Origin of the sequence: Micromonospora sp. NBC_00617 (assembly GCF_045161355.1) — a bacterium.
Lineage (GTDB): Bacteria > Actinomycetota > Actinomycetes > Mycobacteriales > Micromonosporaceae > Micromonospora.
The window spans coordinates 1,433,505-1,449,723 of the sequence record NZ_CP107751.1 but is presented as its reverse complement, the minus strand read 5'-3'; the positions used below and the strand labels follow the sequence as shown (position 1 = coordinate 1,449,723).

Here is a 16,219-nt window from a genome sequence, read left to right as displayed (position 1 = left end):
TGAGCCTGGCCCCGGCAATACCGACAACTGACGTCAATGATGCGTTGACAATGCCGTGCCCATCGTCGTCGCCACCGCCCGCACCGACGGTGGCAACCGGTCGCCCGCGGCGTCGAGGTCGGCACGGAGGTGCAGGGCCAGCGCGTAGAGCGAGCCCGGGTCGGCGTCCAGAGCGGCGTCGACGGTGCTCCGCACGAGTGCCGCCCGGTGGAACCGCGAGTCCCACCGCCGGTCCGTCGCGATCCAGCGGCCCAGCTCGGCCACCGCGCCCCGCAGCGTCACGATCTGCGCCGCGTAGTCACGGTCCAGGTCATGCCGCCGAGCACGTCGAGCGGCCAGAAGGCGCTGCCTGCGTTGCTCGGCGGCCTGCCGACTGCCGAGCCCCAGCGCCGTCGCGATCTGCGCCCAGGTCGCGCCCTCGTGACGCGCCCGGTCGATCAGCTCCGCCTCCCGCTCGTCCAGGTGCGTACGAGCGGCACGGACCCCGGCCAAGCCGGCCAACGGCGTCGTCATTCGTCAACATTACATTGACAGTTCGACGACGAGGACGCCTGACCGCTGGGGTGCACCTGACCTCCGGGCGACGCTGTAGAGCTGCCCCAGATATGGGGCAGCGAGCCCACCTCATATCTGGGGCAGCTCTACAGGCAACAGAGAGGGGCCTGCGGCCTCAAGGCCGACGGGCACGACGGTGGCTAGTGGACGCTCAGCCCGGCGATGAGGATCTTGACCATGCGGCGCGCGTCATAGCGGGGGTCGCCCGCGCCGATGCAGAGGTTGCCGACGCCGCGCAGCAGCTCGACGGCGCTCAGGTCGGTACGGATCTCGCCCGCTGCGGCGGCAGCGTCGAGCAGTTGGGAGCACACCGGCACCAGGCGGTCGAGGAAGTAGGTGTGCAGGGTCTGGAAGGCGGCGTTGTCGGACTGCAACGCCTCGGCGAGACCGTGCTTGGTGACCAGGAAGTCGACGAAGAGGTCGATCCACTGCGCGAGGGCAGCATGCGGCGTGCCAACGGTGGCCAGCAGCCTAGGACCGGCCTCGGCGCAGGCCTCCACCTGGTGCCGGTAGACGGCCACGATCAAATCCGCGCGCGTCGGGAAGTGCCGGTAGATCGTGCCGACCCCGACGCCCGCCGTGGCGGCGATCTCGCGAACGGGAACGTCGACGCCGGACGCCACGAAGGCTGCGGCGGCGGCGTCCAGGAGCGTCGCCTCGTTGCGTCGCGCGTCCGCCCGCTTCCGTGGCGCCGGCTCCCGCGGCGACGCCGCTCCCGTCGATCCGCCGTCGATGTCGGCCACCGCGCCCCGACCTCCCATGATCAGTGTTGGCAAACGGAACCATGTTCCGTATATTGGTTAGCGGAACACGGTTCCACTTGTTCAGGATGCCAGAACGGGTGGGCCACGACCAGCCACACCCCTTGAGCACGGAGGATCAGCAATGCAGTACCGCACGTTGGGTCGTACCGGCGTCCAGGTCAGCACACTCGTGCTGGGCGCCATGAACTTCGGCAAGCTGGGCCACACCAGCCAGGACCAGGCCACCGCGATCGTCGACGCCGCCCTGGAGGGCGGGATCAACCTGATCGACACCGCCGACATGTACAGCCAGGGCGAGTCGGAGGAGATGGTCGGCCGGGCGATCGCCGGCCGCCGCGACGACATCGTCCTGGCCACGAAGGCCGGCATGCCGATGGGCGACAGGCGCGACCACCGGGGCAGCTCACGCCGCTGGCTCGTCACCGAGCTGGACAACAGCCTGCGCCGCCTCGGCGTCGACCACGTCGACCTCTACCAGATCCACCGGTGGGACCCGACCACCAGCGACGAGGAGACGCTGTCGGCGTTGACCGACCTGCAGCGGGCCGGAAAGATCCGCTACTTCGGCTCGTCGACCTTCCCCGCGTACCGGATCGTGCAGGCCGAGTGGGCCGCGCGGGAGCACCACCTGAGCCGGTACGTCACCGAACAGCCCAGCTACTCGATCCTGCAGCGCGGGATCGAGAGCCACGTCCTGCCGGTGACCGAGGAATACGGGCTCGGCGTGCTGGCGTGGAGCCCGCTCGCCTCGGGCTGGCTCTCTGGCGCGGTCCGGGCGGGCCGGGAGATCACCACCAGCCGGTCGGCGATCCTGCCGGAGCGCTTCGACACCGCCCTGCCGGCCAACCGGGCCAGGATGGATGCCGTCGAGCAACTGGCCAAGGTCGCCGACGGGGCCGGCCTCACCATGATCCAGCTCGCGCTCGGGTTCGTCACCGCGCACCCGGCCGTGACCAGCGCGATCATCGGTCCCCGTACGATCGACCACCTGCACTCCCAGCTCGCCGCCGCGGACACCGTGCTCTCCGCCGACGTGCTGGACGCGATCGACGCGATCGTCGCGCCGGGCGTCGACCTCGCCGCACACGAGAAGTTCGACACCCCGCCCGCCCTGCTCGACCCGGCCCTGCGCCGCCGCTGACCCCGACGCGGGCACCACGTCGGTGCGCCGCCGACGTCACTCGCCTGTTCGGTGACCCACCGCTCAGCCGGCGGCGAGGTGTTCGCGGACGCCACGGGGACGCATGTCGGTCCAGGTGCGCGTCACGAACTCCAGGCACTCCTGGCGGCTGCCGGCGCAGCCGGCGTCCCGCCAACCGTCCGGCACCTCCTTGTGCCGGGGCCACAGGGCGTACTGCTCCTCGTCGTTGACCACCACGCGGTGTTCGTCAGCCATCGGGGTTGCCTTCCTCGTGTCGGGCCAGATGCAGCTCGCGGGCGAGACTCTCCGGGGACAACGCCCGGATCTCCGCGAGCAGGTCGGTGAGGTCGCCGTCCGTCGGCGGGGAAACCGCCGGGGGTACGGCGGGAGCCGGCCGCGCCAACCCGGCGACGGTACGGGCCAACGCGGCGGGCGTGGGCGACTCGAAGATCGCGGCGGGCGGCAGGTCGACGCCGAGCGCGTCGCGCAGTCGCGCCACCACCCGGGTGCCGAGCAGCGAGTGCCCGCCCAGCTCGAAGAAGTCGTCGTCGGGGCCGATCTCGTCGACGCCGAGCAGATCCAACCAGATCCGCCGCACCACCTCGTACGGCTCGTCGCTCGGCGCGGTCGCCGTCGAGGCCGCCGCCGATTCCGCCGAGACCGGTGGCGGTGCCACGGTGACCGGCGTGACCTCGCCGGCGGGTTCCGGCCGGTACGCGTCGACCCAGTGCCGCTCACCGGCGAACGGGTACGTGGGCAGGGGCACCCGCCGTCGTCCGTCGGCGCGACCGTCGGGCCAACGCACCGGTGCCCCGGCGAGCCAGAGCCGGCCGACGGCCAGGGCGACTTCGTCGTCCTCACCGGTCGGGGTGCGATCGGCGGGCAGGCTGGTCAGCACCGGCACCCCGCGTGCGGCGTCATGCTGTCGGACGAGGGTGGCCAGGGTGCGACCCGGACCTACCTCCAGCAACGCGTACCGCTCACCGAGCAGCAGGTCAGCGGCGGCGGTGAAGTTGACCGGGCGGCGCAGCTGCCGCACCCAGTAGTCGGGGTCGGTGGCCTCGTCGTCGGTGAGCCAGCCGCCGGTCACGTTGGACACGACCGGCAGCCTGGGCGGACGCAGCGGTACCTCCCGCAGGTGCGCGGCGAAGCCGGCCAGAGCCGGGTCCATCAGGGCCGAGTGGAACGCGTGGGAGGTGCGTACCTCCCGGCAGGCCACCCCTTGCCCGCGCAGGTCGGCGGCGAGCGCGGCGACGGCGGTGGTCTCGCCGGAGACGGTGGTGAGGTGCGGCGCGTTGGCGGCGGCCACCTCCACCGCGGCGGGCAGCAGCGCCGTCACCTCGTCGACGCCGAGGGCCACCGAGAGCATCGACCCGGGGGCCTGGGCCTGCATGAGCCGGCCGCGGACGGCGACGGTGGCGAGCGCGTCGGGCAGGGTGAAGACGCCGGCCAGGCAGGCGGCCACGTACTCGCCGAGGCTGTGTCCCGCCAGCGCGGCCGGGTGTACGCCGTGGTGGCGCAGCAGTTCGGCGAGGGCGTACTCGACGGCGAACAGGGCCGGCTGGGTGAGCCGGGTCTCGTCCAGCTCGGGTACGGCCGGCACCGCGTCGCCGGGTGGGCAGAGCAGGGTCCGCAGGTCCACGTCGAGGTGCGGGCGCAGCAGGTCGGCACAGCGGTCGAAGGCCGCCCGGTAGACCGGTTCGGTGCGGTAGAGGGTGCGGCCCATTCCCGTGTACTGCGCGCCCTGGCCGGGAAAGAGCAGCGCCACCCCGGCCGGCGTACCGCTGGCGACGCCGGTGCGGACGAGCGCCGAGTCGCGGTCGGCGAGCTGGGCGGCGGCGGTCGTGGCGTCGCGGGCGACGGTGGCGAGCCGGTGGCCGAACTCCCGTCGGGTGCGCGCGAGGGTGTACGCGACGTCGGCCAGCGGCACGTCGGGGTGCTCGCTCAGGTGGGTGGCGAGCTGGTCGCGGGCCCGGTCGAGCGCGTCGGCGTCCCGGGCGGAGAGCACCAGCAGCTGCGCGGACCCGCGGTCGTCGGGGCGGTGATCCGCCGGTTCGGCGGCCTGGAGCACGACGTGGGCGTTGGTGCCGCCGATGCCGAAGGAGCTGACCGCCGCGCGGGACGGCGTGCCCAGGTCGGGCCAGGGCTGCGCGGTGGTCGGCACGTGGAACGGTCCACCGGTCAGCTCGGGGTGGGGCTCGGTGCAGTACGGGCTGGGCGGCACCACCCGGTGGTGCAGCGCCAGCGTGGCCTTGATCAGCCCGGTCACCCCGGCGGCGACGTCGAGGTGACCGAGGATCGACTTGACCGAGCCGAGCGCGCACCGGCCCCCGTCGGCCTCCCGACCGCCGTCCGCGCCCGGTCTCGCGTCTGCGGCCCGGAACGCCTCGGCCAGGGCGCGCAGCTCGATCTGGTCGCCCAGCTCGGTGCCGGTGCCGTGCGCCTCTACGTAGCCGATGGTGGCCGGGTCGACCTCGGCAACCTCCTGGGCGGCCCGGATCGCGGCGACCTGACCGTCCACACCGGGAGCGGTGAAGCCGACCTTGACCCGGCCGTCGTTGTTGATCGCGGAGCCACGGATGATCGCGTACACCGTGTCGCCGTCGTCGCGGGCGTCCGCCAGCCGGCGTAGGACGACCACGGCGGCGCCGTCGCCTCCCACGGTCCCGGTGGCGCGCACGTCGAAGGGGCGGCAGTGCCCGTCGCGGGACATGATGCCGCCGGCCTCGTGCCGGTAGCCGGTGCCGGTGGGCAGCAGCACGTGCGCGGCGCCGGCGAGCGCGACGTCGCACTCCCGGGCGAGCAGCGCCTGCGCGGCGAGGTGCACGGCGACCAGCGACGACGAACAGGCCGTCTGCACCGCCACGGCGGGTCCGCGCAGGTCCAGGTGGTACGCCACCCGGGTGGGCAGCGAGTCCTTGTCGTTGGCGAGCATCAGCTCGTACTCGGAGACCGAGTCGAGCCGCGGGTTGCGGAACAGGTGGTGCAGGAGATAGCCGCTGGCCGCGGCGGCGGCGTACACGCCGACCAGCCGGTCGGGGTTCCCGGCGAGGTGACCGGCGCGTTCCAGGGCGGTCCAGGCGGTCTGCAGGAAGAGCCGCTGTTGCGGGTCGAGCAGCCGCGCGTCACGGGGCGAGTAGCTGAAGAAGCCGGCGTCGAACCGGTCGATGTCCGCCAGCGCGCCGTGCGCCGGCACATGATCGGGGTGCCGCCGCTCCTCTTCGGTGAGGCCGGCGGCCGCCAGCTCCGCGTCGGTGAACCGGGTGATGGTCTCCTCCCCGGCGAGGATCCGCTGCCACAGCTCGTCGACATCGGCGGCGCCGGGAAAGCGGCCGGCCATCCCGACGATGGCGATCTCCAGTCCGGTCTCCTGGTCGGTCACGCTCGTCCCTCCCCCGCCGGCACCGGGCGGGCCCGGCGAGCCCGGTCGGCCAGCGCCTGTTTGCGTTCGTCTCGTCGCCGGCCGCCGGCCGGTGGGGCCGTCGGGGCGGCCGTGCCGTCGAGGAACCGGGCCAGCAGCGCGATGGTCGGGTAGCGGAACAGCTCGACGGCGGGCACCGGTCGGCCCAGCCGTTCGGTGAGCCGGGTCTGCACCCGCGCCAGCAGCAGTGACGTGCCGCCCAGGTCGAAGAAGTTGTCGTCCGCGCCGACGTCGTCGACGCCGAGCACCTGCCGCCAGGTGTCGGCGATGGCGCGTTCGACAGCGCCGTTGGGTGCCACGTACGCGGCGCCGAGGTCGGCGCGGGCCACGGCGGGGGCAGGCAGCCGGGACGGGTCGAGCTTGCCGCTGGCCGTCACCGGTAGGTCGGGGACCACCACGAAGGCGCTCGGCACGAGATAGCGGGGCAACCGCCGCAGCAGGCTCTGGCGCAGCTCGTCGATCGCCAACCCGTCGCCGACGAGGTAGCCGACCAGTCGTCGACCGCCGGGCGCGTCGGTCCGCACCACGGCGGCGGCCCGGCGCACCCCCGGGCACTGCCGCAGTTGGGCCTCCACCTCGCCCAGCTCGATCCGATAGCCGTTGATCTTCACCTGGTTGTCCGCCCGGCCGAGGAAGACCAGTTGCCCGTCGGCACGCCAGCGGACCAGGTCGCCGGTGGCGTACATCCGCTCGCCCGGTGTCGGCGCGTACGGGTCGGGCAGGAAACGCCCGGCGGTGAGCGCGGGGTCGCCGTGGTAGCCGCGGGCCACTCCGGCGCCGCCGAGGTGCAGCTCGCCGGGCACCCCGGGCGGCACCGGCCGCAGCTCGGTGTCGAGCACGTAGGCGCGGACCCCGGTCAGCGGCCGGCCGATCGGCAGCTCGGCGTCGGCGGGTGCGCAGCGGGCGGCGGTGGCGGTGACGGTGGCCTCGGTCGGGCCGTACCCGTTGATCAGGAGCCGGTCGCACGACCAGGCGGCGGCGACGTCCGGGGCGCAGGGTTCGCCGCCGACGGTGAGTATCCGCAGCTCGGGCACGGCGGCGGGGTCCAACGCGTCGAGGACCACCGGCGGCAGGTCGGCCACCGAGACACGGTGCCGGGTGAGCGCGGCGGCCAGGTCGGGGCCGGGGGTGCGCTCGTCCGGGCCGAGCAGGCGCAACGTGGCGCCCGCCGTGAGCGCGGTGACCACATCGGACAGCGCCACGTCGAAGCTGATCGAGTGGAACTGCAGGACCCGGTCGTCGGCCCGGACGCCGACCAGCCGGGCCTGCGCCGCGGCGAGGTTGCTCAGCCCTCGGTGGGTGCCGACGACGCCCTTGGGCAGTCCGGTCGAGCCGGATGTGTAGATCAGGTAGGCGGCGGCGTCGGGGTGGACGGCCGTCGGGAGCGGGGCGTCGACTGCCTGCGGCTGCTCGTCGAGGCGCAGCAGCGGCACGCCGGTGGTGGGCAGCGCCAACTCCGCGTCGGCAGTGGTGACCACCAGCGCGGCGGCGGAGTCGGCGAGCAGGTGCGCCAGCCGGGCCGCCGGCAACTGCGGGTCCAGGGGCAGGTAGACCCCACCGGCCCGGAGTACGGCGAGGAAGGTGACCACCCAGTCCGGGCCGGCGGGCAGGCAGACCCCGACGGTCGTCTCGGCCCGCACGCCCCGGGCGGCGAGGGTCCGGGCCAGGCGGTCGGCCCGCCCGTCCAGCTCCCGGTAGGTCAGGGCCTGATCGCGGTACGCCAGAGCGATCGTCTCCGGTGCCGCCGCGGCCTGGCGGGCGACCAGCTCGCCCAGGCTCGGCTGGTCCCGCGGCGCGGACGCGGCGGCGGCCCAGCGGTCCACCAGCTCCCGGCCGGCGGTCGCGTCGAGCAGCGGCAGCCGGTCCACGGGGGTGTCCGGGGCGGCGAGCGCGGCGGTGAGCAGGGTGTCGAGCTGGGCGGCGAGCGCCCGGGCGGTGGACTCGTCGAAGAGCCGCGTCCGGTACTCGATCCGCCCGTCGATGCGGCCCTCGTACGGGATGACGGTCAGCGTCAGGTCGAACATGGACGTGCCGGTGTGCGTCTCACCGCTGGCCAGGACGCTCACCCCGGGCAGGGTCAGCCGCTGCTCCCAACCGTCCTCGACGGCGAACATCACCTGGGCGAGCGGGTGGCGGCCGGCGTCGCGGACCGGGCGCAGCTCCTGCACCAGGGCGTCGAACGGCACCGGATCGGTCAGCGCGGTCAGGGCGGAGTCCCGCAGCCGATCCAGCAGCGCGGCGAAGGTCAGTTGACCGTCGACCCGGCTGCGCAGCACCAGGGTGTTGACGAAGAAGCCGACCGCGGTCTCACTGTCGAGCGTCTGCCGGTTCGCCACCGGGGTGGCGATCAGCAGGTCGGGCTGCTGGCTGCGTCGGTGCAGCAACGCCGCCCAGGCCGCCGCGAAGATCATGTACGGCGTCGCGCCGGTGCGGCGGCCCGCCTCGGCGACCCGGTCGGCCAGCTCCGGTGGCCAGGAGAACTCGATCTCGTGGCCGGCGTCCTCCAGCTCGGCCGGGCGGGGCCGGTCGGTCGGCAGGTCGAGCCCTGGCGGGGCGCCGGTCAGCGCGTCGCGCCACCAGTTGAGGCGCCGGGCCAGCTCGGTCGGGCCGAGCAGCCGGTCCTGAGCCAGCGCGGCCGGCACGTCCCGGGGCGCCGGCGGCAGCGCCGGACGCCGCCCCTGGAGCAGGGCCGCGTACGCCGTCGACAGCTCCTCGAACAGCAGACCCATGCTCCAGCCGTCGCACACCACGTGGTGCAGGGACAGCAGCAGCGTGAAGTCGGTGGGGCCGGTGCGACACAGGGTGGCCCGCACCAGCGGCCCCCGGGCCAGGTCGAACGGGCGTACCGCCTCGGCCGCGGCGTACTCGTCGATCCGCTCCGGCGCGACGTCCTCGACCACCAGCGGCAGGCCGGTCGGCGGCAGGACCAGCTGGTACGACTGCCCGTCCAGCGGCACGAACACCGTGCGCAGCGCCTCGTGCCGCGCCACGACCTCGTCGAGCGCGCCGCGCAACGCGGCCACGTCCAGGTCGCCGCGCAGGTCCACCCGGTACGGCACGTGGTAGGCCGGGCTGTCCGGGCGGAGCTGCGCCAGCAGCAGCATCCACTCCTGGGCGGCGGTGAGCGGGTGGATGCCGTACCGATCGCCGTCGGCGCGGATCGCGGCGAGGAACGCCCGCCGCCGCTCGGGCGGCAGGGCGTCCACGCGCTGGCGCAACTGCACGGGTGTGCGGGCTCCGATCATCGGGCGATCCCCTGTTCGAGCTGGTCGAGCAGGCCGGCGAGGTCGGCGGGTGGCGGCCCGTCCGACGCGACCGGCACTGCCGCTTCGGTGGGCTCGACCGGCACCCCGCCGATCTCGTCGGCCGCGGCGGCCAGCTCGGCCACCGTCGGGTGGTCGAAGATCAGCCGGAGCGGCACCTCCGCGCCGATCGCGGCGGCGAGCCGGGAGCGGACCCGGGTCGCCTTCAGGGACCGCCCGCCAAGGTCGAAGAAGTCGTCGTCGCGGCGGCGCACCGGCACGCCGAGGACGTCCTGCCAGATCTCGGCCACCGTCCGCTCGGTGGGCGTCCGCAAAGCGTCGTCGTCGTCGCCCTTCGCGGCGGTGTCGGGCGCGGGCAGCGCCGCGACGTCCACCTTGCCGTTGCGGTTGAGCGGCAGCCGCGGCACCACCACGAACACAGCCGGCACCAGGTGGTCGGGCAGTTGCTCGCGGGCCCGCTCCCGGACCGTCTCGACGCGCACCCCGTCGTCGGGCACGACGTAGGCGACCAGCCGGGCGTCGCCGGCGGCGTCGCGGTCGGCGCGCACGATCGCGTCCCGCAGCAGCCCGCCAGCGCGCAACGCCTCGGTCACCTCGCCCGGCTCCACCCGGTACCCGCGGATCTTGACCTGGTGGTCGGAGCGGCCGACGAACTCGATCAGCCCATCCGGGCGTTGCCGGACCACGTCGCCGGTGCGGTAGAGCCGACCACCGGTGCGCGGCCCGAACGGGTCGGGCACGAACTTCTCGGCCGTCGCGTCGGGGCGGCCGAGGTAGCCACGGGCCACCCCGTCCCCGCCGATGAACAGCTCACCGAGCACCCCGGGCGGCACCGGTTGCAGGAGCCGGTCCAGCACGTACACCCGGGTGTTGGCGACCGGGCCGCCGATCGGCACGATCGGGTCCGCGGCGGTGAGCCGGGCGCAGTCGTACGTCGTGGTGTAGGTGGTGGCCTCGGTCGGGCCGTACCCGTTGACCAGCGTCGTGTCCGGGCAGGCCGCCCGGAGCCGGTCCACTGCCGTCCGGTCGGCCTGCTCGCCGCCGAACGTCAGGTAGCGCAGCGCGGCCAGGGCGTCCGGCGCCTCGGTCGCCACCTGCCGAGCCACGGACGTGGTCAGGAACATCATCGTCACGCCGGTGTCGCGCAGCCGGGCGCGCAACCGGTCCGGCACGATCACGTCGTCGATGTCCAGGTCCGCCAGGCAGGCGCCGTTGAGCAGGGCGCCCCACACCTCCAGGGTCGCCGCGTCGAACGACATCGTGGCGGCCTGTCCCATCACGTCGTCCGGGCGTACGTCGACGAAGTTGGTGTCGCGGACCAGCCGGACGATGTTGCGGTGGCTGACCCCGGTGCCCTTGGGGCGGCCGGTGGAGCCCGACGTGTACATCACGTACGCGAGCTGGTCGGGGTGGATGGTCACCGCCGGCGGGTCCGCGGGGCCGTCGTCGTCCGGCAGCCGGTCCACGACGATCCGGGGCGTGCCGTCGTCCGGGAGCCGGTCGGCCAGCGCGGCGGTGTGCAGGATCGCTCCCGGTGTGGCGTCGCGGCACATCAACGCCAGCCGCTCCGGCGGGTATCCGGGGTCCAGCGGCAGGTACGCGGCGCCGACCTTGAGCGTCGCCAGCGCGGCGATCACCCAGGCGGTCGTGTCGGCGAGGCAGATGCCGACCAGCGTCTCGGCGCCGATCCCCAGCCGGCGCAGCCGCCCCGCCAGGTGGTTGGCACGCCGGTCCACCTCCCGGTAGGCGAGGACCCTCTCGCCGTCGCGTAGCGCGGGCGCGTCCGGGGTCTGCCGCACCCACTGGGCGAACAGGTCGGGCACCGACTTTTCGCGCGGATAGTCGGTGTCGGTGGCGTTCCAGTCGATCACCACCTGCCGTTCCGTCGCCGGGTCGAGCAGCGGGAGGTCGGACAGGCGTGCTGTGGGCCGTTCCTGCGCCCGAGTGAGGAGCACGGCCAGCGCCGCCCCGATCGACGTCGCGTGCGGGTGGTGGCTCACCGTGGCCGCCGGCCGTTCGTCGGTGTCGTCGATCAGCAGCCGCACCGCACCCCGATAACCGGAGGGTGCCTGATCCGAACTAATCGATACCACCGGCCGATAGTCGGGAACCGTTTCGGGCAATTCCGCGTCGTGCTCCCGGGCCTCGCGCAGAGCCGTTCGGACCAGGTCCCGCAGCTCGGTCCACGTGGGATCCTCGGGCAACCGGACCCGCACGGGCAGCCAGCGTCCCGAGCCGGTCGGCGCGGCCGGCGTCTCGGCGAGCAGGTCCCGGCCGCCGGCCCAGCGGTGCAGCAGCGCGAACAGGCCAGCCAACGAGCTGACCTGCGGCTCGACCGAGTCACAGGGCAGATTCGCACGGGTGTCCACGGCAGGGGCGGTCGGTGGCGCGAAGGGCAGGTCCGGCGGCTCCGGGAGGTCCGTGAGCTGTCGTTCCCAAAAGGCGGAAAGGCCAGGGAAAACTGTCTGTTCGGTCATCGGATCTCAGCTCCGATCGGCGGGTGACACGCAATGCCGGGAAGTCTGGACCGCGCCCGTGCCAGTTGCTTGTAGGGGCCGTTCGGGTGCCGTTGCGGCGGTCTGAGGGAAACCTGAGTGCGCCTTTATGCCGATAGCGCATTGCAGTCAGTAAGTACACCGACTCTTTTGGTTATGGCGATGCCGCTCGATGAAGACAATGATCGTGCCCGGGGGGAAGCCACGCCGGGGGCGACGACTCGTAGTGCCCGGTTGTCTCTTCGCTCGCCTGAGCCTCCACGAGAGAACACAGGAGCGGTGCATGTCCGGAGACAATGTCAACCATGCCTGGCGCCCGTCGACGCCGGCTCGCAGCGAAGGTGGGGACGAGGCATCGACAGCAGAACGACACTCTGCGGCTGGTGACCCGGGGCGGGCGCTGCGTCGCCTCGCCGCCGCCGGTGACCGCGCGGCCGCGCACCTGTGGCTCGCCACCCAGCCCGACCTCCTGGCCGCGACACCCGACCCGGCCGACGCGCCGGTCGCGGAGATCTGGCGCGCGGCGCTGCGGCACCACCTCGCCGGAGAACCGCACCTGGCGGCGGCCCGCCTGGCGACCGCGCCGATCGGCGCGACCGGCCCACACGCCGTGCAGATGTACTGCCACGCGGCGGTGCACCATCTGCTCGACGACGACATCGAGCGGGCCAGCGCCGACGTCGAGGAGGCGGCGCATGCCGCCCACGCGTGCGGCGTCCCGACCGCCCACCAGGCGTACGCCCGGGTGGTCGTGCTGCTCGCCGCCGCCACCGGCGACGCGGCGGCGACCCACGGGCGCGCGGCGGCGACCCACGGGCGCGCGGAGGCGACCGACGGACTGCGCCGGGCGGACGCCGACCTGCTGCGGTTGATGGTCCACCTGGACCTGGCCGGTCACCTGCTGTGGGCTGGCGACGCCGCCGACGCGCTGCGGCACGCCGAGGCGGCCGTCCGACTGACCGAGGTGGCGGGTGACACCGGTTTCGAGCCGTACGCGCTGACCCTCGCCGCCGTGGCGAAGTGTCAGCTCGGCCGGTTGGAGGAGGCCCTCGCCGACGGCGCCGCAGGGCTTCGCCTGCGGGAACTGGCGGGAGTCGCCGCCGACGAGGCGATCTCGTTGGCCGCCCTCGGGATGGTGCACCGCCGCCGGCGGGAGCCGCGGCAGGGCCGGCAGGCGTTGGAGAGCGCCCTGGCCGCGGTGGGCAGCGGTCAGCCGCGCATCGTCTCGCCGGCCTGGGTCCTGGCCGAGCTGGCGCGGATCCGCGCGGCCGACGACCTGTGCGCCGCGCAGGATCTCGCCGAACGGGCGGTCACCATGGCCCGGGAGCCCGAACGGCCGTACGCCCTGCTGGCCCGCGGCTGGGTGGCGCTGCTGCGCGGTGACACCGCCGCCGCCCACTTCGACGCCGCCGAGGCCCGCACCGGCGCGACCGTCGGGCGGCGACGCGCCACCCTCGTCGAGGCGCTCCAGCTCACCGTGCTCGCGGCGGACGACCCGCGCGCGTCCGCCGGGCTGCTCGACGACGCCGCCGCGCTCTGCCGGGAACTGGGCGACCCGGCCGAGGAGGCCACCGTCCAGCTGATCGCCGCCCGGCTACAGGGGCGGCAGGCCCGCCGCGGCGCCGAGGGCGCCGAGCAGAAGCTGCGCCGCTGCGGGGTACGCCTGGACCCGGGCGTCGCCGACGGGCTCACCGCGATCACGCTGCGCGTACCGGCGGTGGTCATCCACACGCTGGGCGACTTCCGGGTGTTCCGGGCCGGCGCCGTCGTCCCGTACGGCGAGTGGCAGTCCAAGAAGGCACGGGACCTGCTCAAGATCCTCGTCGCGCACCGGGGACGCGCCGTGCCCCGGGCCAGGCTGATGGAGCTGCTCTGGCCGGACGAGTCACCGTCGCGTACCGCGAACCGGCTGTCGGTGCTGCTGTCCACGTTGCGCCGGGTGCTCGGCACCGGACGCCGCACCAGCGGCCGGGGCGCGGTGCTGGCCGACCGGGGTTCGGTGGCGATCGACCTGGACGTGATCGACGTGGACGTCGAGACGTTCCTGACCGCCGCCGAGGAGGCGCAGGTCGCCGTGCGGGGCGGACACCCGGACACGGCCCGTGCGCTGGTCCGCGCCGACGAGCTGTACGGCGGGGACTTCCTCGCCGACGACCCGTACGAGGACTGGGCGCAGCCGCTGCGCGAGGAGGCGCAGGTCGCGCACACGAGCGTGCTGCGGGCTCTGGCCCAGCACGCCTCGGACACCGACCAGAAGCTGGTCTACCTGATGCGGCTGGTGCACCGGGACCCGTACGACGAGGACGCCCACCTGGAGTTGGTGCAGGTGCTGCGCGCGGCCGGGCGGCACGGCGAGGCGCAGCGGCGGTACCGCACGTACGTCGAGCGGATGCGGGAGTTGGGCATCGCGCCGGCCGGCGGCGAGGCGACCGGCCCCGACGCGGGGCCCGCCGGGGCCGGCGGCGGGCAGCACGTCGACTCGTCGGCCGGGGCGCTGGCCCGGTGGCGGGCGCCGGCCGCGCAGGCCCGGCCGTGGACGACGGAGTTGGGCGGCGCCCACCGCCCGACCGGCGTCCCGGCGCAGCGGACGGGCAATCCGAGGAGGCTCATTGAGCATCCGGCCTGACCGGGCTCACCGACCGTCGCCAGCCGCGCCGAGGCACTCCCGCCGGACGGAACCGGCCCCGCGAGCGCGCCAGGCAGCTCACGGGACCGGCCCCGGATCGGGCGTGCGGGTCAGTGGCGGGGCTGGTAGCTCTTCGGCAGCCGCATGCCACGCTCGGCCATGATCGCCCGGACCCGGTTGGGGTAGTTGGTGATGATCCCGTCGACGCCCATGTCCATCAGCGCGGACACGGTGGCCGGGTCGTCGCAGGTCCACGGAATGATCTTCAGGCCCCGGGCGTGCGCCTCGGCCACCATTGTCGCGTCCGGGTAGAAGCGGAAGTTCGGGTCGCTGATGGTTCCGTTCTGCGGGAAGCCGTAGTTGGGCGACAGGGCGGTGACGCCGGGGATGGCGGCGGCGGCCCGCACGAAGTCGCCGTCGTAGTCGTCAACGTCGATCCCGCCCAGCCAGGGGGACGCGCCCGGCTGGCCGACCTGGAGGAAGTCGTAGTTCGTGAGGGCCACCAGCGGCCACTTCGGCGCGAGCCGGTGCATCTGGCTCAGCGCACCCCAGTCGAACGACTGGATGGTGACCTGCTTCTCGATGCCCGAGGAGTGGATCTCCTCGAAGACCCGCCGGACGAACAGCTCACGGGGCGCGGTCTGCTCGGGCGCGCCCGCCTCGACCTTGGTCTCGATGTTGAGGGTGATCTGCTTGGCCTGGTAGCTCTTGACCAGGCCGAGGACGTCCTTCAACTCGACCATGCGGAAACCCTTGACCTGCTCCTGCTCGGGAAAGCCCGGAAGCTGCTGGTAGCCGCAGTCCATGGTCTTGAGCTGGGCGAGGGTGAGGTCCTTGATGTACTTGCCGACGTACGGGTACATCGGGTCACCGGCCCTGACCGGTGCGGTGTCGGCGCATTTCTGAGCGCTGATCTGGCGGTCGTGGTTGACGACCACCTTCTGGTCCTTCGTGATCTGGGTGTCCAGCTCCAGCGTGGTGACACCGAGGCGCATCGCCTTGCCGAAGCCCTCCAGCGACTCCTCGGTGGTCATGCCGATGCCGCCGCGGTGGGCCTGGAGGTCGAAATGGGTCTTCTGGGGGTGCAGCGCGCTGGCGGTGTCGACGGTCGACGCGTGCGCGGCTACCGGAGCGGCGAGCGCGGGCAGAACGGCGAGGCCCGCCAGAACGTGACGCAGGGACATGGTGCAAACCTCAGCTCTTGGGGTGCAGATGCCCCGGCGAGGCTAGGTGGGAGGTGATCCGGCACGGTGAAACCGCCACGTGCGGGGTGTGAACGCTCGCCGAACCCTCGACGGCCGTGGCCGCGACACGACGGACCTGACGGGCAGCACGTTCCGCGCCGGGAGTTCACCGACGGGTGCCCACGGTGATCCGATCCGGGGGCCGGACCGCCCCAGCCCGCCGTGCGGGGCGATCCGGCCGGCGGTCAGCTCGCCCTGCGGGAGACCGTTGACCCAAGGTGCGGCCGGCTGCCGTCGCCGCCCGGCAGACCAGGTCGCCGCGAGCGACCCGAATCGACATCCGTCAAGGTGTGTCGATGGCGGAAGTATTGGTAGCACCTTGGCGCAGTGTCAACGTTTATCGGAAACATTGCGAGACCACCTGGCGAGCCCTGCCCGCCGCACGGCCCGTCGAGCCTGGCCAAAGCCCTGATCAATCACTCAACAACCGGGGTCTCGGCGACGGCCGCCGCCGATTGATCGGATCTCCGGCGAGAGTTCCGGGAGATTTCCGGATCATGCCATCGTGGACGCCGGAAACGAGGGCGACCAGCTCGGACCGTCGCGGCCGGCGGATCGCCATTGTGGAGACATCCCGGCTGCTCCCGCCTCGGGTCGAGCGCGAGAGCGGCTCCTGATGGCTCCGGCGGGGGTTCCGGAAATTGTTGACGCGTCGGAATTCTCGCTGCAATACTCCGATCCATTCTGGTCGATGCGATCCCGCTTCCGGC

At 73.5% G+C, this 16,219-nt stretch carries 9 protein-coding genes; 2 read left to right on the top strand and 7 right to left on the bottom strand.

The annotated features are described in order from the left end of the window. Positions 1-33: 33 nt before the first annotated feature. Both OG505_RS06485 and OG505_RS06480 read right to left on the bottom strand, forming a co-directional pair. Positions 34-513 carry a hypothetical protein gene (locus OG505_RS06485; protein WP_405431731.1) on the bottom strand — a complete coding sequence of 160 codons (480 nt, stop codon included), beginning with the start codon at positions 511-513 and terminating at the stop codon, positions 34-36. 182 nt (positions 514-695) lie between these two features. After that, positions 696-1,298, bottom strand: a complete 603-nt coding sequence (locus OG505_RS06480; RefSeq protein ID WP_405431729.1) for a TetR/AcrR family transcriptional regulator — start codon at positions 1,296-1,298, stop codon at positions 696-698. A gap of 142 nt (positions 1,299-1,440) precedes the next feature. Between OG505_RS06480 and OG505_RS06475 the strand changes: the two genes are divergently transcribed. Beyond that, the gene (locus OG505_RS06475; protein WP_405431727.1) at positions 1,441-2,460 is read left to right on the top strand and encodes an aldo/keto reductase; all 1,020 of its coding nucleotides are present in this window, start codon (positions 1,441-1,443) and stop codon (positions 2,458-2,460) included. Positions 2,461-2,523: 63 nt separating this feature from the next. Here the strand turns inward: OG505_RS06475 and OG505_RS06470 are convergent, their stop codons facing one another. Genes OG505_RS06470 through OG505_RS06455 form a run of 4 tightly spaced genes read right to left on the bottom strand, consistent with a single transcriptional unit; the run spans position 2,524 to position 11,513 of the window. Then, positions 2,524-2,715: an MbtH family protein gene (locus OG505_RS06470; RefSeq protein ID WP_405431726.1), complete on the bottom strand. Its 192-nt coding sequence runs from the start codon at positions 2,713-2,715 to the stop codon at positions 2,524-2,526. After that, positions 2,708-5,842: a type I polyketide synthase gene (locus OG505_RS06465; protein ID WP_405431725.1), complete on the bottom strand. Its 3,135-nt coding sequence runs from the start codon at positions 5,840-5,842 to the stop codon at positions 2,708-2,710. Before OG505_RS06465 ends, OG505_RS06470 begins: the two co-directional genes overlap by 8 nt. Beyond that, on the bottom strand, positions 5,839-9,126 hold the full coding sequence (locus OG505_RS06460; RefSeq protein ID WP_405431723.1) for an amino acid adenylation domain-containing protein: 3,288 nt from the start codon (positions 9,124-9,126) through the stop codon (positions 5,839-5,841). The genes OG505_RS06465 and OG505_RS06460 overlap by 4 nt, the downstream gene beginning before the upstream one ends. Beyond that, positions 9,123-11,513 carry a non-ribosomal peptide synthetase gene (locus OG505_RS06455; protein ID WP_405431721.1) on the bottom strand — a complete coding sequence of 797 codons (2,391 nt, stop codon included), beginning with the start codon at positions 11,511-11,513 and terminating at the stop codon, positions 9,123-9,125. Before OG505_RS06455 ends, OG505_RS06460 begins: the two co-directional genes overlap by 4 nt. Positions 11,514-11,922: 409 nt before the next feature. Between OG505_RS06455 and OG505_RS06450 the strand changes: the two genes are divergently transcribed. Beyond that, positions 11,923-14,265, top strand: a complete 2,343-nt coding sequence (locus OG505_RS06450; RefSeq protein WP_405431719.1) for a BTAD domain-containing putative transcriptional regulator — start codon at positions 11,923-11,925, stop codon at positions 14,263-14,265. A 110-nt stretch (positions 14,266-14,375) separates the two neighbouring features. On the opposite strand, the gene OG505_RS06445 is transcribed toward OG505_RS06450, so the two are convergent. Further along, complete coding sequence (locus OG505_RS06445; RefSeq protein ID WP_405431718.1) at positions 14,376-15,449, bottom strand: glycerophosphodiester phosphodiesterase family protein; 1,074 nt, start codon at positions 15,447-15,449, stop codon at positions 14,376-14,378. Positions 15,450-16,219 lie beyond the last annotated feature (770 nt).